At 38.7% G+C, this 19,613-nt stretch carries 13 protein-coding genes; 8 read left to right on the plus strand and 5 right to left on the minus strand.

Annotation, left to right across the window (positions count from 1 at the left end; all coding sequences use genetic code 11):
• Positions 1-91: 91 nt before the first annotated feature.
• Positions 92-1,480 carry a cysteine--tRNA ligase gene (cysS, locus tag A6E03_RS13890; RefSeq protein ID WP_065601090.1) on the plus strand — a complete coding sequence of 463 codons (1,389 nt, stop codon included), beginning with the start codon at positions 92-94 and terminating at the stop codon, positions 1,478-1,480.
• Positions 1,481-1,570: 90 nt separating this feature from the next.
• Entirely contained in the window at positions 1,571-2,149 is a 579-nt protein-coding gene (locus A6E03_RS13895) for a thymidine kinase (protein ID WP_065592984.1), read from the plus strand.
• Positions 2,150-2,235: 86 nt separating this feature from the next.
• Here the strand turns inward: A6E03_RS13895 and A6E03_RS13900 are convergent, their stop codons facing one another.
• A complete protein-coding gene (locus A6E03_RS13900) occupies positions 2,236-4,773 on the minus strand; it encodes a glycosyl hydrolase family 18 protein (protein WP_065601091.1) in 2,538 nt (845 codons plus the stop codon).
• A 618-nt stretch (positions 4,774-5,391) separates the two neighbouring features.
• On the opposite strand from A6E03_RS13900, the gene A6E03_RS13905 reads away from it, so the two are divergent.
• The 6 genes from A6E03_RS13905 (at position 5,392) to A6E03_RS13930 (ending at position 13,439) form a co-directional block, all read left to right on the plus strand.
• The gene (locus A6E03_RS13905) at positions 5,392-7,056 is read left to right on the plus strand and encodes an ABC transporter substrate-binding protein (RefSeq protein WP_065601092.1); all 1,665 of its coding nucleotides are present in this window, start codon (positions 5,392-5,394) and stop codon (positions 7,054-7,056) included.
• 108 nt (positions 7,057-7,164) lie between these two features.
• Entirely contained in the window at positions 7,165-8,085 is a 921-nt protein-coding gene (gene oppB / locus A6E03_RS13910) for an oligopeptide ABC transporter permease OppB (RefSeq protein ID WP_065592987.1), read from the plus strand.
• A gap of 15 nt (positions 8,086-8,100) precedes the next feature.
• Positions 8,101-9,003 carry an oligopeptide ABC transporter permease OppC gene (oppC, locus tag A6E03_RS13915; protein WP_065592988.1) on the plus strand — a complete coding sequence of 301 codons (903 nt, stop codon included), beginning with the start codon at positions 8,101-8,103 and terminating at the stop codon, positions 9,001-9,003.
• 50 nt (positions 9,004-9,053) lie between these two features.
• Entirely contained in the window at positions 9,054-10,019 is a 966-nt protein-coding gene (locus tag A6E03_RS13920) for an ABC transporter ATP-binding protein (RefSeq protein ID WP_065592989.1), read from the plus strand.
• Positions 10,019-11,014 carry a murein tripeptide/oligopeptide ABC transporter ATP binding protein OppF gene (oppF, locus tag A6E03_RS13925; protein WP_065592990.1) on the plus strand — a complete coding sequence of 332 codons (996 nt, stop codon included), beginning with the start codon at positions 10,019-10,021 and terminating at the stop codon, positions 11,012-11,014. The genes A6E03_RS13920 and oppF overlap by 1 nt, the downstream gene beginning before the upstream one ends.
• Before the next feature lie 289 nt (positions 11,015-11,303).
• The gene (locus A6E03_RS13930) at positions 11,304-13,439 is read left to right on the plus strand and encodes a methyl-accepting chemotaxis protein (protein WP_065601093.1); all 2,136 of its coding nucleotides are present in this window, start codon (positions 11,304-11,306) and stop codon (positions 13,437-13,439) included.
• Between the two features lie 102 nt (positions 13,440-13,541).
• Here the strand turns inward: A6E03_RS13930 and A6E03_RS13935 are convergent, their stop codons facing one another.
• The 4 genes from A6E03_RS13935 to focA all read right to left on the minus strand — a co-directional run bounded on the left by A6E03_RS13935 (position 13,542) and on the right by focA (position 19,148).
• Positions 13,542-14,714: a cupin domain-containing protein gene (locus A6E03_RS13935; RefSeq protein WP_065601094.1), complete on the minus strand. Its 1,173-nt coding sequence runs from the start codon at positions 14,712-14,714 to the stop codon at positions 13,542-13,544.
• Between the two features lie 66 nt (positions 14,715-14,780).
• Entirely contained in the window at positions 14,781-15,518 is a 738-nt protein-coding gene (gene pflA, locus A6E03_RS13940; protein WP_065592993.1) for a pyruvate formate lyase 1-activating protein, read from the minus strand.
• 164 nt (positions 15,519-15,682) lie between these two features.
• The gene (gene pflB / locus A6E03_RS13945; RefSeq protein WP_065592994.1) at positions 15,683-17,959 is read right to left on the minus strand and encodes a formate C-acetyltransferase; all 2,277 of its coding nucleotides are present in this window, start codon (positions 17,957-17,959) and stop codon (positions 15,683-15,685) included.
• A gap of 373 nt (positions 17,960-18,332) precedes the next feature.
• Complete coding sequence (gene focA, locus A6E03_RS13950) at positions 18,333-19,148, minus strand: formate transporter FocA (RefSeq protein WP_065593004.1); 816 nt, start codon at positions 19,146-19,148, stop codon at positions 18,333-18,335.
• Positions 19,149-19,613 lie beyond the last annotated feature (465 nt).

Here is a 19,613-nt window from a genome sequence, read left to right on the forward strand (position 1 = left end):
GATCTACAGGGAATTTTCTTGCTATCATTACTTAATATAGGTTTAATAGCCTTTATATATCCTTTAAACAAATAATGAGTAAAAAAAGAGCATGTTGAAAATATATAACTCACTTACACGTCAAAAAGAAGAATTTAAACCAATTACCGAAGGGAAAATCGGTATGTATGTGTGTGGGGTTACGATTTACGACTTGTGTCATATTGGTCATGGTCGTACGTTTGTCTCTTTTGATGTGATTTCTCGTTATTTACGTTTTTTAGGTTACGATCTTACTTTCGTTCGTAACATTACCGATATTGACGATAAAATTATTAAACGAGCTGCTGAGAATGGCGAAACATGTGATGTGTTAACTGAGCGTTTGATTGCAGATATGCATGCTGATTTTGATGCACTCAATATGAAACGTCCAGATGTTGAACCAAGAGCAACAGAATACATCACTGAAATTGTAGAATTAGTTGAACGTTTGATTGAACGTGGCTTTGCTTATGTTGCATCAAATGGTGATGTAATGTTTGAAGTGAAAAAATACGACGAATACGGTCGTCTTTCTCGTCAAGATCTTGAGCAACTTCAAGCTGGCTCTCGTATCACTATTGAAGAAGCAAGCGTAAAACGCAGTGGCATGGACTTCGTATTATGGAAAATGTCTAAACCAGGGGAACCTACATGGGAATCACCGTGGGGTCCAGGCCGTCCAGGATGGCATATTGAATGTTCTGCAATGAACTCTTCTATTTTGGGCAACCACTTTGATATTCACGGTGGTGGTTCTGATTTAATGTTCCCTCATCATGAGAATGAAATAGCTCAATCATGTTGTGCACATGATTCTAAGTACGTTAATACTTGGATGCATAGTGGTATGGTGATGATTGATCGTGAAAAGATGTCTAAATCATTAGGCAACTTCTTTACTATCCGTGATGTATTAGCGCATTACGATTCAGAAACAGTACGCTACTTCTTAATGTCTGGTCATTATCGTAGTCAATTAAATTACAGTGAAGACAATTTAAATCAAGCTCGTGCATCGTTAGAGCGTTTATATACCTCTTTACGTGGTCTTGATCTAACTGTTACGCCAGCAGGCGGAGAAGAGTTTGTGACCCGTTTCTCTACGGCGATGAATGACGACTTTAATACACCAGAAGCTTATTCTGTTCTGTTTGAAATGGCTCGTGAAGTAAACCGCCTAAAAACAGAAAATATAGAAGCAGCATCGAAATTAGGCGCATTAATGCGTGAGCTAGCGGATGTATTAGGTTTGTTATCCCAAGATCCAGAGGCCTTCTTACAAGGTGATAATGGCAGTGACGATGAAGTTGCTGAAATTGAAGCCTTAATTAAAGCACGTAATGATGCTCGTGCAGCAAAAGATTGGGCAGCAGCTGATGCGGCTCGTGATGCGATTGCAGCATTAAACATTGTTTTAGAAGATGGCCCAGAAGGGACGACATGGCGTCGTAAGTAATCTCGGCATATTTTTTATGAAGAGGCTGGTTTTTCCAGCCTTTTTTATTACAAAACTTTTAAGTATTAAACTTTAATAGAGGACACATTTGTGGCTCAAATGTACTTTTATTACTCAGCAATGAATGCGGGTAAATCAACAACACTTCTTCAATCGTCTTTTAATTACCAAGAACGCGGAATGAACCCTGTGATTTTCACTGCCGCTATTGATGATCGCTATGGCGTGGGGAAAGTGAGCTCTCGTATTGGCTTAGATGCCGATGCGCATTTATTTAATACAGACATGAATATGTTTGAAAGTATTAAAACACTCCATGAAGAAAAAAAGATTCACTGTGTATTAATCGATGAGTGCCAATTTTTAACGAAAGAACAAGTTTACCAATTAACAGAAGTCGTTGATAAATTGCATATCCCAGCGTTATGTTATGGCTTACGTACTGACTTTTTAGGTGAGCTATTTGAAGGCAGTAAGTATTTATTATCATGGGCAGATAAATTAGTTGAATTAAAAACGATTTGTCATTGTGGTCGTAAAGCGAACATGGTTATTCGTACTGATGAACATGGTGTAGCGATAGCCGATGGTGATCAAGTCGCGATTGGTGGTAATGAGTTATATGTATCTGTTTGCCGAACTCACTACAAAGAAGCATTAGGTAAGTAATTACGCTTAGTTTTAATGGATAAAGAAAGTAAGGCCAAATTCAGTGTCATGAATTTGGCCTTTTTTATTTGTTATATAGGTTGGTGTTAGTTACAAGTAGATGTACCTACTTCTTTCCACACGCCCCATTCACCAGAAGTTGACGGGCTATCACCTTTTGTCCACCATTTGGCTTCCCATACTTTACTGCCTTGTGATACTTGATCGCCACCTGTGTATATTACAGAAGAATCCCAAGCATTTTCACAAGTTACAGGTGGTTCAGCTGCATCTTTAAGCACAGTAATAATAGTGCTTGTGGTATTTGATGCTTGGCCATCATTAGCAATTACAGAGAATGATAGCGGGGTATCGATAGTATAAGATCCTGCTGTAAAGGTTACTTGAGAACCAACAACCGTTGCATTAATTCCAGATGGAATAGTCCAAGTAAATGTTAATGGGTCATTATCAGCATCTGTAGAAGACGATGCATCTAATGTGACTGTGTCCCCTTTATTTACTGAGCTAGGAGCAATAATGACAGCAACAGGTGCCGAATTTACTGGTTCTGTCCCTTCAACAATTACAGATATAGATATAGAGTCAGAAGCCGTCGCACCTTTATCGTCCGTTACTGTTAGTGTAAATTGAAGAGTTTCAGATTGAGCAAAATTATCAGTTAAAAAGCTAGCACTCGCCGTGTTTTGGTTAGTTAACGCTACTGCAGGTCCTGATATTTGAGTCCAAGCATAAGAGGCAATGCTACCATCACTGTCTGATGATAAAGAGCCATCAAGTTGAACTGTTGCAGGAGCTGTGACTGTAATATCGATTCCAGCATTAGCAATCGGTTTTTTATTTGCAGGAGGAGTTACTGTACCGTCACCAGCAAGACCTTCTTGCATTGCATTTAGAATATCACCATTATCAGCGTCAATTTCCCATGCAAACAAACCACCTAAACCGAGTGAACGAACGTATTCACCTTTAGCAAGTACAGATTGTTTATTATCATAAGTGATTAGATCACCATTGCTTGGGTCATAAGCATATGCCGCTTGAGCAATATCATCATAACCAACTTCAACGCCTGCTTTATTTACGTAATTAGATACAACATCTTTGTAATCTATTACACCGGCTTCCCAAGATCCTGCTACTTTACCATTACCAACACCAGTCATTGGATTTGTTGGATCTGTCATGCTTTCACGTGTAACACCAGTCCAGCCACGCGCATACATAGCAGCACCAACGACTAATTTTTTAGCGTCAACACCTTGAGCAAGTAATAAGTCAATCGCATTAGTGATTGTATAAGCAGGGCCTTTACGAGGTTCGCCTTTATCATCTAGTCCAGTGCCATCACATTCACCTTGTGACATATGAGAACCACAGTTTAGTGCAGTTTGATGGCCAGCCACATTATTCCAACCGCCGAAGAAGTCATAAGTCATTGCAAAGATATAATCCATGTATTGAGAGGCTGCAGCATAATCTACATCTTCAATTTTATCGTAACCAGCACCTATTGCAGACGTTAATTCATAGGTTTTTCCTGTTTCAGCACTTAACTCATCAAGCATCGCTCTTAGTTCTTGCATTAGAGCAACATAAGCTGGGCCATCATTAACGGGATCACCACCGGTTGCACTTGCGCCATCACCACCAGGGAATTCCCAATCGATATCTACGCCATCATAGAATTTCCATGTTTTAAGGAATTTTTTAACTGAAGCGACGAAGATGTCACGTTTGGGCTTATCAACAAAGTCATAGAAAGGGTCTGATAATGTCCAACCGCCTATTGATGGAACAATTTTAAGATCTGGGTAGCGTTGTTTTAACGCCATCATTTGACCATAAGTCCCTTTATAAGGAGTACTGTGAACATGACCAGATTGAGGTTGTGGCATTTGTACCGCAGCCCATGGGTCATGAATGACGACTTCATAGTCAGGAGTGCCAGCACAAGCTCGATTTAATGCAGCTAAACTGTTTCCATTTTCTATTTCACCTAAAGAGGGGTTAGGGCCACAAATAGGAATGAAGCCATAAATAATATGAGTTAGATTTTGTGCTGGAATTTGGTCTACGGCAAATTTACGACCGTAAACGCCCCATTCCACAAAATAAGCACCAGAAACCATACCTGTAGGAGTGGTGTAATTTCCATTGGCAGGGTCAACATTCATTGGTAATGGTTCTAAATGACTGCCATCGGTATCTGCAACTACAATATCTTTAGGTGCACTTGTACTACATTCTTCTGCTGCCCCAGTGCCATTACATAACTGAACTGTCATTGCATACTGGCCGCCTTGTCTCACTTGCAAAACTGTTGAGGCTTTTTGTGATGCTGTTGCTGCAATCGCTTCTTCATGAACGATTTGACCATTTAATAAAACTTTCCATGTTTCAGCCGATTCACCAGACCAACGATCCCAAGTGACGGGGATTTCAGCAAACTCCTTTATTGTAACTAGTGCTTTATAAGAGGTAGCAGCTTGATCTACTTCGATAATTGAAAAATCACTTTCCATCCAAGAAATAATGGCTTGGCCAGGAATTGCAGCATAACTTGGAGCGGATAGGGCAAGGGTTATTGCTGCAGAGCAAAACCCAAGTTTCTTTTTAAACATAAATAACATCCTTGATAAATTAATCCTAAATGGATTGCTGCTGAAAAATTCAGCATTACTAGTATCTTTATCTATATTTTATAAATTGCCAATTAGGATGCAGAGTTTGGCAGCAAGCTAGACTATTCAACATGTTAGTTTTGTAATTTTATCTAAATAATGAAGAGTCGATCTAAAACGTAAACTTTAAATCTTGCGTTAATTAAGGTGCTTAATTGTTATTGGTAATTAACATTTAGATCTTGTTTGGCGGCTATTATTTGGAGTTTTTATCTGTTTATTTACGGATTTATTGACTTTATCTTCTTGTTATTGACGTTTAATTAGTCAAGTGAGTATGAAATTTCAATTTTTTAGGTCTTTATCCATACTCTAGGTTGTTGTTGTGTTTCAACGTGGTCATTTATACTGCCAATTGTGCTTTTTTAAAAAATTATTAGGTGTTTTGTAACAAAAATGTGGCAAATTACTTCAATGATTGATAATGTTTCCCACAATTCTTCGAAGGTTTTTATATTTTTTGATCGTATTTCACGTTTTTAAGATGATAAATGATTGGCAAGTCGTTTTGCCCGAAGAGTGTCATGGATGCTAAATAAAATGTATTGGAGTTAATGCATGTATAAGAATAAAATTACACAAGCGATCTTGCTTGGTGGCCTGTCACTAACACTTGTTGGCTGTGGAGAAAAAACCGCAGAGCAACCAGTAAAAGAAACGAAACCTGCTGAAAAAGCAGTATCAACTGATTCTGTTTATGCCGACGTTCAAGAACTGACTCGTGGTAATGGAACAGAAGTTGCCACTCTTGATCCTCATAAATCTCAAGGTGTACCTGAGTCTCACGTTATTCGTGATTTACTTGAAGGTCTTGTTAATCAAGATGCGGCAGGTAATACCATTCCTGGCGTTGCTGAGAGTTGGGAAACTACCGATAATAAAAAATTCACTTTTCATTTACGTAAAGACGCTAAATGGTCAAACGGTGATCCTGTCACTGCCGATGATTTCGTTTACAGCTTCCAACGCGCCGTTGATCCAGCAACCGCTTCTCCATACTCTTGGTATATGGAATATACTAAGATGGCGAATGCAAAAGACATCGTTGCAGGTAAGAAAGACAAAAGTGAGTTAGGTGTTAAAGCGATTGATGCAAATACGCTAGAAGTTCAGCTTGATACTGCCGTTCCTTATTTTGTGATGATGATGGGGCATACAACAATGATGCCTGTTCATAAAGCAACAATCGAAGAATTTGGTGACCAGTGGACTAAACCTGGTAATTTCGTAGGTAACGGCGCATTTGTTGTAAATAAATGGGTTGTGAATGAACGTTTAGAATTAATTCGTAACGAGCAATATTGGGATAATGCAGATACAAAACTGACTAAAGTGACGTTCTTGCCTATTGAAAATCAGGTTTCAGAAATGAACCGCTTTCTTTCGGGTGAACTCGACTTTACCAATGAATTACCAGTTGAGCATTTCAAGCGTTTGAAAAAAGCAGAACCAGATTCTGTTTCAGTTGTTGGTAGCCTGTGTACTTATTACTATTCATTCAATACGAAAAAGGCACCATTTGATGATGTTCGTGTTCGTAAGGCAATCTCTTACGCTATTGACCGTCCAATTATTTCTGATGTCATTTTAGGTCAAGGTCAAAAACCAGCGTATTTCTTAACACCAGAAATTACAGCGGGCTTTAACCCTGAGCTTCCAGCTTACGGTAAAATGACTCAAGATGAACGTAATGCTGAAGCAAAACGTTTATTAGCTGAAGCTGGATTTGGTCCAGAAAATCCACTTAAATTTACTCTTCTATACAATACGTCAGAAAACCATAAGAAAATTGCAGTCGCTGCCGGTTCTATGTGGAAGAAGACTCTTGGCTTAGAAGTTGTTTTAGAAAACCAAGAATGGAAAACCTATCTAGATTCAAAAGACCAAGGTCAATTTGAAGTAGCGCGTGCTGGCTGGTGTGGTGATTACAATGAAGCATCTGCCTTCTTAACATTAATGGTTAGTAAGAATACAACTGGCGGTCAACATTACGGAAGTGCTGAGTATGATGCGTTAATTGAAAAAGCATTAGCTTCAACGTCTGAAGAAGAACGTACTGCAATTTATCTAGAAGCTGAAAAATTACTAGCGAAAGATATGCCAATTGCACCTATCTATCAGTACGTAAAATCTCGTCTATTATCTCCACAAGTAGGTGGCTTCCCTGTTGAAAATGCGGAAGAAAAAATCTACTCGAAAGACCTATACATAAAAGCTAAATAAATTTAGCGAATAAAAACTATAAGTATAAGCCACTGCATACAGAAATGTATGTAGCGGCTAGATCCATCTTTTAATTATTTTTTGTCACAGACACTGGAAGTATGAATTATGTTTCAATTCATTATCAAACGGATACTTGAAGCCATTCCAACAATGTTGGTGCTGATCACTATCTCATTCTTTTTGATGAGATTTGCTCCGGGTAATCCATTTTCTACAGAACGCCCGCTTCCTCCAGAAGTAATGGCGAACATCAATGCTAAATATGGTTTAGACAAACCTGTTTTTGAGCAATATACGACTTACCTTGGAAATATTATTCAAGGCGATTTTGGTCCATCATTTAAATATCAAGATTACACCGTAAACGAACTGGTTGAGGCAGCGTTACCTGTATCAGCAAAGATAGGTTTTTTTGCTTTTATTTTTACGGTTGTACTTGGGGTATCTATCGGTACATTAGCCGCATTGAGGCAAAATACCTGGTTAGATTACAGTATTATGTCCACCGCAATGATAGGCGTAGTGATGCCCTCCTTTGTGTTAGCCCCCGCATTAATTTATTTATTCTCTATTGAACTTGGTTGGTTTCCTGCTGGTGGGTGGCATGATGGCTCGTTTAAATACATGCTATTGCCTATTCTCGGTATGTCATTCTTATATATAGCGACGTTTGCCCGTATTACTCGCGGCAGTATGATTGAAACATTGAACAGTAACTTTATCCGCACCGCTCGTGCGAAAGGATTAAGCTACCGTTACATTGTGTTAAAGCACGCACTTAAGCCTGCATTACTTCCGGTTGTTTCTTATATGGGACCTGCATTTGTCGGCATTATTACAGGCTCGGTAGTTATTGAAACCATTTTTGGTTTACCGGGTATTGGTAAATTGTTTGTGAATGCTGCGTTTAACCGTGATTATTCACTAGTAATGGGGATCACCATTTTGATTGGTTTCCTATTCATTCTTTTCAACGCTATCGTTGATGTATTGCTAGCAATAATTGACCCGAAAATTCGTTATTAATAGGGGAACGGACGCATGTTAACGAAAAAAGCAAATTTAGAAGCGATCGAGAGTTTCTCTGAAAATCTAGAAATAGAAGGTCGTAGTTTATGGCAGGATGCCCGTTTACGCTTTATGAGAAATAAAGCCGCGATGATCAGCCTATGTGTATTAATTATTATGACACTTTCTGTTGTCTTTTTACCGATGTTTAGTCAATTCGCTTATGATGATACTGATTGGTATGCATTGCACGAAGCACCAAGCCTTACGCACCTTTTTGGTACTGATAGTTTAGGTCGAGACCTTTTTGTACGAACCTTGGTTGGTGGTCGAATCTCCTTGATGGTGGGTATTTTAGGTGCATTGGTAGCGGTGGTTATCGGTACGCTTTATGGCGCAACCTCTGGTTTTGTCGGTGGTAAAGTCGATCGAGTAATGATGCGTTTTATTGAGATCCTATACGCAGTTCCATTCATGTTCTTAGTTATCGTACTAGTGACGTTTTTTGGTCGAAATATTATCCTGATCTTTGTTGCGATAGGTGCCATTGCTTGGCTTGATATGGCACGTATAGTTCGTGGACAAACATTGAGTTTACGAAGTAAAGAATTCATTGAAGCGGCACATGTTTGTGGTGTGAGTAAGTGGGGTATTATTACTCGTCATATCGTGCCGAATGTATTAGGGATTGTTGCGGTATATTCAACGTTACTTATCCCAAGTATGATCTTAACTGAATCATTCCTATCTTTCCTTGGCTTAGGGGTTCAAGAGCCAATGACGAGCTGGGGAGCGTTGCTCCAAGAAGGCTCTCAAACCATGGAAGTGGCTATTTGGCAGCTTATTTTCCCTGCGTTTTTTATGGTTGTTACCTTGTTCTGTTTTAACTATGTAGGTGATGGTTTACGTGATGCGCTGGATCCAAAAGACAGATAATCCTCTGTATGGACAGCTAATTATTTAACGGATTTAAGCAGGAAAGAATTATGAGTTTATTAGATGTAAAAGATCTGCGTGTCGAGTTTACAACTCAAGATGGCAACGTCACTGCAGTAAATGATTTAAATTTCTCACTCGAGCAAGGTGAGACATTAGGCATTGTTGGCGAATCTGGTTCGGGTAAATCTCAAACTGTTTTCGCATTAATGGGCCTATTAGCAAAAAACGGCATTATTACCGGCAGTGCTAAATTTGAAGGTAAAGAAGTTTTAAATTTACCAGAACACGAATTGAATAAAATTCGTGCAGAACAAATGGCAATGATTTTCCAAGACCCGATGACATCATTAAATCCTTACATGAAAGTCAGTGCTCAGCTAATGGAAGTATTAATGCTTCATAAAGGCATGGGTAAAGCTGAGGCATTTGAAGAATCTGTTCGAATGTTAGAAGCGGTTAAAATTCCTGAAGCTCGTAAGCGTATTACCATGTACCCACATGAGTTCTCTGGAGGAATGCGTCAACGAGTAATGATTGCAATGGCATTATTATGCCGACCAAAATTATTGATTGCAGATGAGCCAACAACGGCATTGGATGTAACGATTCAAGCGCAAATCATGCAGTTGTTGAATGAGCTGAAAAGTGAATTTAATACGGCAATTATCATGATTACTCATGACTTAGGTGTTGTTGCTGGTTCTTGTGACAAAGTATTAGTGATGTATGCTGGGCGTACGATGGAGTACGGTACCGTTAATGAAATATTTTATGAACCAAGTCATCCATATGCCGAAGGTTTACTCAAAGCGATCCCTCGTTTAGATCAAGTTGGCGATATACTACCAACGATTCCTGGTAATCCACCTAACTTACTGCGCTTACCTACTGGCTGCCCTTATCAAGAGCGTTGCCATCGTGTAATGGACCGTTGTAAGCAAGAAGCACCGATACTTCAGCCATTTGGTGATGGTCGTTTACGTGCTTGTTTTTCTGATCAGGGAGCGTGGTAATGTCAGCAGATAAAAAACTTCTTTTGGAAGTAAAAAACTTAAAAGTCCACTTCAGTATCGCGTCTAAATCAGTGTGGCCATGGGCGAAACCAGCTAACTTAAAAGCAGTTGATGGGGTTAATGTTCGTTTATACGAAGGTGAAACTCTAGGTGTTGTTGGTGAGTCTGGTTGCGGTAAATCTACTTTTGCTCGAGCGATTATCGGGTTAGTTGAAGCAACTGAGGGGGAAGTTCTTTGGCTTGGTCAAGATTTGACAAAGTTGGATGATGAGCCTTTACGCCAAAAACGAAAAGAGATTCAAATGATCTTCCAAGATCCACTGGCGTCTTTGAATCCTAGAATGACCGTCGGCGATATCATTGCTGAACCTCTGCAAACGTTTTATCCTAAACTGACAAAAGAGGAAGTGAAGGATCAAGTAAAAGAGATGATGATGAAAGTTGGCTTGCTACCAAATGTCATTAACCGTTATCCACATGAATTTTCAGGTGGTCAGTGTCAACGTATCGGTATCGCACGAGCTTTAATTTTGAAACCTAAAATGATTATTTGTGATGAGCCGGTGTCTGCACTGGATGTATCGATTCAAGCTCAAGTAGTAAACCTTTTAAAAGAATTGCAGAAAGAATTTGGTTTAAGTTTGGTTTTCATTGCACACGATTTATCCGTTGTAAAACATATTTCTGATCGCGTACTTGTTATGTATTTAGGTAACGAAGTTGAGTTAGGTGAATCTGATGCCTTATTTAGCGATCCTAAGCACCCGTATACAAAAGCATTAATGTCAGCGGTACCAATCCCAGATCCAAAGCTTGAGAGAGCAAAAGTGATTGATATGCTTGAAGGAGATCTACCTTCTCCAATCAGTCCTCCTTCTGGCTGTGTATTCCGTACTCGTTGCCCGCAAGCTACGGATATATGTGCACAGAATAAACCAGAACTAAAAGGGACTGATGAACATGCAGTTTCTTGCTTGGCAGTAGCAAACTTTTAAATTTTAATTGCAGTATGGTTGTTTCAACTTATCCATACTGAATGATTAAGATCATATTCAGCCTGTGACAGGCTTAAGCGCGATAGTTTTTTATATCGCGCTTTTTTTGTACCTATTAAATAAAATGTTTAAATTTAGTTAAATGTTTTTTACAAGTTGTCGATACATAACTATAAGATTTTATCTAGTGTTTTACTATCAGCCAACATAAGTGCCTGAGTAACAACTTATCGGGATTAACCTCACTAGAAAATAAATAGGTCATGAAGTCATATTAGAAGGATATTATATGCAGTCACTTTCACTTCAATGGAAGATAACCATAGCCGCAGCTATTGGACTTATCACCCTTGCTACGTCACTTATTGGATTTTCAATTTATTCATCAATTGAAAATCAAAAAATTGTTCAGAAACAAACATCAGATTCTGTGATCTATCAAACTCAAACATTGTTAATGGCAGAAGCAAAAAATCAATCCAAACAAATTCAAACGTATTTAGATGAAGCTATTTATCGAGCTGAGATGCTTGCAGAGAGTGCTCAGTTCTTTCAAAAAAGTGCAGAAGATACTTTTATGGACAGTAGTGATTTACGTGAGTCCTTAAGTGAGATGATGAAACGGCCAGTTGAGCAATATTCAAATATCTATGGTACTTACATTACCTATTTACCTGATATGTTAGATGGAGAAGATTTTAATTATCATGATGCAGGGTATGCGAGTTCAAATAAAGTAGGGCGCTTTGCTCCTTATTGGTTTAAATCGGTCAATGACGTTGCTCAAATGCGTATCTTTACAGAGAAAGAGTTAGGTAATACAACCGTAAAATCTAACGGCGATGCCACTAATTATTGGTTTACCTGTAGTTTAAAAGAAAGCCGATTATGTATTATGGACCCTTATTATTATGAAAGTGATGGAATAACAAGGTTGATTAGCTCTATTACGGCACCATTAATCAAAGGAGATGAAACTATTGGAATGGTCGGTATTGATCTTGATATTGCTCGAATATCGGGATTAATAACTCAAGCGGATAAAGCCATATTCAATGGGAAAGGGGCTATCTATGTTGTTAATAGTAAAGGACAACTGATTTTATCCGACCAGAAAGAGGCCTCTTTTGGGCAGAGTTTAGATACACATGACGGCACACTATCCTCTGTGCCTGCTTGGATATCACAAGGAACCGAACAATTAATATGGTCAGCTAATCAAGAGAAGTTATTTGTCTTTGTACCAATTAATTTAAAATCTCAATATTGGGGAGTCATTATTGAAGTAAATAGAGGTACCGTTTTTTCTGATGCTGAAAAATTAGATCAGCTACTTATAGAGCAAGGGAACGAATTCTTATTTATGCAGGCCGGTGCAGGTCTAGGGTTGACCTTGTTGGTTCTGATTGCTTTATGGTTTGCAACGAAACAGATTGTGAGGCCTATTTCATTAGTTGCGGCACGCTTAAAAGATATTGCTTCTGGTGAAGGGGATTTAACCCAACGTTTGGTTATACAAAGTAATGATGAAGTAGGACAATTGGCACATTGGTTTAATGCTTTCTTAGAAAAACTGCAATTTACAATTAAAGATGTAGCACAAAGTAGCGATGAATTATCTAATGTGGCTGCACGCTCCAGTGCTATAGCAAGTAAGTCTAAAGAAGGGAGTGATGTTCAATTTAAAGAAGTAGATATGGTTGCTACTGCTGTTGAAGAGTTAACTCAAACAGCAAGCTTAGTGGTTGATCACTCTACTTTGGCTGCGGATGCGGCTAAACAAGCGGAATCAGCATCAAAGCAAGGAAAAGAGTTAATACTAACGACTGAATCAGTGATCCAATCTTTAGTCGCTAATATGGAAAAAGCGGTTCCCGTAGCTCAAGAATTAGAAAGTAATAGCATTAATATTACGACGATTTTATCGGTTATCGAAGGTATTTCAGAGCAAACAAATTTATTAGCATTGAATGCAGCCATTGAAGCAGCACGAGCAGGTGAACAAGGACGAGGGTTTGCTGTTGTGGCTGACGAAGTTCGTCAACTAGCGAGTCGTACTGGGGATTCTGTTGATGAGATCCGTACGGTTATTGATCAGTTGCAATCAGGAACTAAATCAGTAGTTTCTGCAATAACCGAAGGAAATACGATAGCTTTAGATGGAGCATCAACCATTAAATTATCAGTAGAAAGTTTGCAGCAAATCAGTGATGCGGTGGTAACGATACAAGATATGAATATGCAGATTGTAAGGGCAGCAGAAGAGCAACAAGCGGTATCTAATGAAGTAAACCAAAGTGTCAGCAATATTAGAGATTCAAGCCAGAAGATGCTAGAGCAAGCTAATTCAGGCGAAGTAGTAGGGTTGGAGCTTTCGTCTTTATCTACTCAGCAAAAAGAGTTGATGTCACAATTTAAAGTTTAAACGATGAAAATAAAACGCCCATGGAGTTAAATTCATGGGCGTTGTTGTTTAATCTGTATAATTAATTACATTAGTATAAAAATCAGATTCGTGAAGTAATTGTTATTCTTCGTCTTCGTCTTCATCTGATTCTACGAACCAGTAACCTGTATTGACAAATTGCAGCAGGTTAGCTACTGAATGCGGATCTTGCAGTAAGTTCTCAATATCAAACAGTGTAAATTCTGATGATTCACATAAGGCAATCACATCCTCTTTTACTGTTAGTGGGAACACATAGCTCTCACCATCAATATAAAGTGTCATGTTATCTTCACATGCTTCTTCTTCGTGATAAAAAGCGCGAACACCTGCCACTTTAATCAGAGCTTGACCGGATTGTAGATAAGCTAATAATTCTTCTGTTGTCCACTTTTCAGTATCCGGCAGAATATTTAAATGGTGACGAGAGTTACTTAAATACTCTCCCATAAATTGCTTAAGGCTTTGTTCATCAGACATTGCATTTAACATCATGGCTTTTAAGTCTTCAAAGCTCTGTGTTGTAATTTCAGTGCCGTGAGTTTGCGCCTGAAGATCTGGATTATGGTAATGCACATCATTTTTTTCATTTTCAATAATGAAATCCGCAAAGTTACTCACTAGCTCTTGTTCTTTTGGAGAGCGAAAGCCTGCTGAATAGCTCATTGATGGTTCTAGTGCGTAACCGTCATGTGGAAAGCCTGGTGGGATATAAAGAATATCACCAGGTTCTAAAATTTGATCAATAATAGGGTCAAATCCTGTGATTTGCTTTAGTGCACCATGACGATGCTCTTCTTCGTACTCCCCAATATCACCAACACGCCAGTGACGCTTACCTTGACCTTGAATGATAAATACATCGTATTGATCAATGTGAGGACCGACACCACCATCCGGTACAGAATAGCTGATCATAATGTCATCAAATAACCAATTTGGCATTTGTTTAAACGGTTTAAACAGTTCTGCCGCCCCTTCATGCCAGTGGTTAGCCGCCTGGACGATAATAGACCAGTTGGTTTCACCAAGCGTATCAAATAATTCTTCGGTTAATGGACCGTGTTCTGCTTTCCATTCGTTATTTAAGTTAGAAACAAAGCGTGAATCAACGTCGCTTTCTAATGTTAAACCAGCTAATTCTTCAGGGGTTACAGGGTCTTGGAAGTTTTCAAAACCACCTTTAATAATGACGGGTTTTTTCTGCCAATATTCAGCAAGGAATTCTTTTAATGAAAAGCTTAATTGATACATGATTATTTCCAATAAAAATGCCCGATACTCGGGCATTTAGAATAAATTTAGGATGAAGTAAAAGATTTAGTATTTAACGTTACTGTTATATTGACTTAAGATTTCTACCATTTTTTCCATTGTTTCTTTAGACGGTGGATTCACGCCTTCGAGAGGGTAATCGTACCCCATCGCTTCCCATTTATGTGCACCTAATTGATGGTATGGAAGCAATTCAATTTTCTCAATGTTATCCATATCTTTAATGAACTCACCAAGTAGGTGTGCAGATTCTTCATCATCAGTATAGCCAGGAACAATAACGTAACGGATCCATGTTTTTTGACCGATTTTGTGTAAATAGCGAGCGAAATCGAGAACGCGAGCATTAGATACACCAATGAATTCTTTATGAACATCATCTTTCATTTGCTTTAGATCAAGCATAACAAGATCTGAAGCTTCTAATACTTCATCGATAACATCAGTATGTTTGCGAATATAGCCATTCGTGTCTAAACAGGTATGCATACCTTCTGCTTGTGCAGCACGGAAAAAATCACGAACAAACTCAGGTTGAAGCATGGCTTCACCACCAGAACACGTGATGCCGCCGCCAGATGCTTTCATAAAATGACGATAGCTTTTGGCTTCTTCAATTAATTCTGTAACAGTAACTTCTTTACCTTCGTGTGTATCCCAAGTATCGCGGTTATGGCAATACATACAACGCATTAAGCAGCCTTGTAAAAAGATGATAAAGCGAATACCAGGACCATCAACGGTACCACAAGATTCAAAAGAGTGAATACGACCTACAGACATGACGACATTTCTCCGAGCTATAATTATGTGGCCATTTTATTACACTTTGAGGTAATTAAGTAGGGTAAACCTTAGAGAAATGAGGGGGAATTAAGAGGAAATTAGAAATAAAAAAAAGCCCCACCAAAATGGCAGGGCTTAATACTACTTAATTAACGCTGAAATTATAGAGTTTCAGTGAAAGTACGTGCGATAACGTCTTTTTGTTGTTCAGTAGTTAGAGAGTTAAAACGCACAGCATAACCAGAAACACGGATAGTTAGTTGTGGGTAGTTCTCTGGGTGCTTAACTGCGTCTTCTAGAGTTTCACGGTTAAGAACGTTTACGTTAAGGTGTTGACCACCCTCTACGTTAGCTTCGTGGTGGAAGTAACCATCCATTAGGCCAGCAAGGTTAGAACGACGGTTGTCATCATCTTTACCTAGTGCGTTAGGAACGATAGAGAATGTGTAAGAGATACCATCTTGTGCATCAGCAAACGGTAGTTTACCTACTGATGTTAGTGATGCTACAGCACCTTTCTCATCACGGCCGTGCATTGGGTTAGCACCAGGAGCAAAAGGAGCACCTGCTTGACGACCATCTGGTGTGTTACCAGTTTTCTTACCGTATACAACGTTAGATGTAATAGTAAGGATAGATTGAGTAGGGATAGCATTACGGTACATAGTAAGCTTACGGATTTTACCCATGAACGTAGAAACTAGTTCACATGCGATATCATCAACGCGAGCGTCGTTGTTACCAAATTTAGGGTAATCACCTTCGATATCGAAATCGATAGCGATGCCGTTTTCGTCACGAATTGGTTTAACTGTCGCGTATTTGATTGCAGATAGTGAATCGGCTGCAACAGAAAGACCAGCAATACCACACGCCATTGTACGACGTACGTCACGGTCATGAAGAGCCATTAGAGACGCTTCGTAGCTGTATTTGTCGTGCATGTAGTGGATAGAGTTCAATGCTGTAACGTATTGAGTTGCTAACCAATCCATGAAGTGATCTAGACGATCCATTACTTTAGCGTAATCAAGAACTTCATCTGTCATTGGTGCTTCTTTAGGACCAATTTGGATTTTCAGTTTCTCATCAACGCCGCCGTTGATAGAGTAAAGCATTGTTTTCGCAAGGTTAGCACGAGCACCGAAGAACTGCATTTGCTTACCAACGATCATTGGAGATACACAACAAGCGATTGCGTAGTCATCTGATGATAAATCAGGACGCATTAGGTCATCATTTTCGTACTGGATAGAAGACGTATCGATAGATACCTTCGCACAGAAACGTTTGAAGCCTACAGGCAGTTGCTCAGACCAAAGAACCGTGATGTTTGGCTCAGGAGAAGGACCCATAGTGTATAGGCTGTTTAGGAAACGGAAGTTAGTACGTGTAACTAGTGTACGACCGTCAAGACCCATACCACCCATAGATTCTGTAGCCCAGATTGGGTCACCAGAGAACAATTCATCGTATTCAGGAGTACGTAGGAAACGAACCATACGTAGCTTCATTACGAAGTGATCGATCATTTCTTGAGCTAGTTCTTCAGTTAGAAGACCTGCGTCGATATCACGTTGGATGTAGATGTCTAGGAAAGTCGAAGTACGACCTAGAGACATTGCTGCACCATTTTGAGATTTAACAGCAGCTAGGTAGCCGAAGTAAGTCCACTGAATTGCTTCTTGAGCTGTTTGAGCTGGCTCAGAGATATCACAGCCGTATTTAGCTGCCATAACTTTGATTTGACCTAGAGCACGGTGTTGCTCAGCAATTTCTTCACGAAGTTGCATTGTTGCTGTTAGATCTTCGCCTTTTTCAAAACGTTCTTGTAAAGAAGCGAATTGAGCTAGTTTGTCTTTGATTAGGAAATCAATACCGTAAAGTGCAACACGACGGTAATCACCAATGATACGACCACGGCCGTATGCATCAGGAAGACCAGTTAGAACACCTGATTTACGACAGTTTAGAATGTCTTTAGTGTAGATATCGAAAACACCAGCATTGTGTGTTTTACGGTATTCAGAGTAGATTTTTGAAACCATAGGATCAAGTTCGCGATCGTATGCTTTACAAGAACCTTCAACCATGCGAACACCACCATTAGGGATGATTGCACGTTTTAGAGGAGCTTCAGTTTGAAGACCAACAATTGTTTCTAGGTCTTTTTCAATGTAGCCAGCATCATGAGAAGTGATAGTAGAGATAACAGAAGTATCAAAATCAACAGGCGCATGAGTTGCGTTTTCCTGCTTAATGCCTACCATTACTTTAGCCCAAAGCTTGTTAGTTGCTTCAGTGCCTTCAGAAACTAGGAATTCTTCATCACCTTCATAAGGTGTATAGTTCTTTTGGATGAAATCGCGAACGTTAACTTCGTTTTGCCACTCACCGTCTGCAAAACCTGTCCAAGCTTTAGCAAATTGCTCTGCCATGATATACCTACCTTTCTTAGTAGAAAAAATACGTACTATTTAAGTGGTTTATGAATAGACCACAACCCGTATGGGCAAATAGTACACTCTATACTTAATTACAATATGGATGGTTATAAATCTAATTTATAAGCATTCATATTGCGACTAATCGTTCTATTTTTCAATCATAGCTTAAACTTTTTTTGTAAACCTTAAACTAAATCAATAAACATTAAACTTTTTTAATAAAACTGGAGTAGCGGTTGACGCTACTCCCGAAGTATTATAGTAACACTGACTTAACGCTGGGATGAAACTCTAAATTTAATAGCATACATTATAGTAAAATAGAGCATTAATGTGACGTATCACCAGCTTCAATCATTCAAAATTAGTGACGAGCATCTGGTTTTAAATAAATATTCCAGTAAGTCATGCCGACTAAAACAGCGCCACCAATAATGTTACCGATAGTCACTGGAATCAAATTATTCGCAACAAAGTTACCAATGGTCAAGTCTGCAAATACAGATGGGTCAACATTGATTGCTGTCCAAAATTCAGGGCTAGCAAAAGCATGAATGGCGATACCTAATGGGACCATAAACATATTTGCAATACTGTGCTCAAAACCAGCAGCGACGAACATCGCAACAGGAAGTAGCATCACTAGAACTTTATCTGAATTGCTACGGCAAGAGAATGTCATCCAAGTAGCTAAACAAACCATTAGATTACATAAAGTGCCCAAAATTACCGCTTGACCAAAAGTGTGGTGCAGCTTGTGTTGCGCTACTTTCATTGCGGTAAGGCCCCACTGGCCATTATCAAGTAAATGCATTTTAGCAAACCAAATCATAGCAACAAAAAACATTGCGCCAATAAAGTTACCAAAATAAACAACGCACCAGTTTTTTAATAATTGGCTAGTCGTAATTTTATTGCTTGCTCTTGCAACGGTAGTTAATACTGATGAAGTAAATAGTTCACCACCACAGATTACAACAAGAATAAGACCTAAGCTAAAAGCCAAGCCCCCAACAAATTTAACCATTCCCCAAGGAGCATCACCAGCACCTGTTGTTACGGTAATGTAAAAAACAAAAGCGATAGAGATAAAAACACCTGCAGTAATAGCAAGGTAGAAAGACTGGAATGGCGCTTTAGTTGCTTTATAAGTACCCACGTCTTCGGCTTTTTTTGCCATGTCCGGTGGAATAATAGCATCGAATTGGTTGTATTCTTTTTTCACGAGCTGATGTCCTTTGTAATGATAGGAAATGTAAAACTGTTTAGTTTTAAGTTCTGTTTATCATTATACGAATATGATTAATTTGTGATATTAATGTCTATAAAAAGTCGTTAATCATCTAACGAAACTGACTTAGCAGTCCTATTTTATATACCGTTACGGATTTTGATATATTTATATCGAAATTGCAAAGTAGGTAATGGTTTACCTTGTTTTTAACTAACACTTTAAGCTTATCAGATATGTTTCAAAGGTGATTGATCTCGATCATTTTATGTTATTTAGTGAAATAAAATGACAGTTTCCTGTGTTTTTTTCTGTGATTAGATAAAAAGCTGTAATTTAATTTCATTAAAATCAAATTATAGTAATGGATTTGAAGATTCTAATTTTTATAATTAAGTGTTTCACATGTCATAT

This window comes from Aliivibrio sp. 1S128, from assembly GCF_001691065.1.
In the GTDB taxonomy this organism is placed as follows: Bacteria; Pseudomonadota; Gammaproteobacteria; order Enterobacterales; family Vibrionaceae; genus Aliivibrio.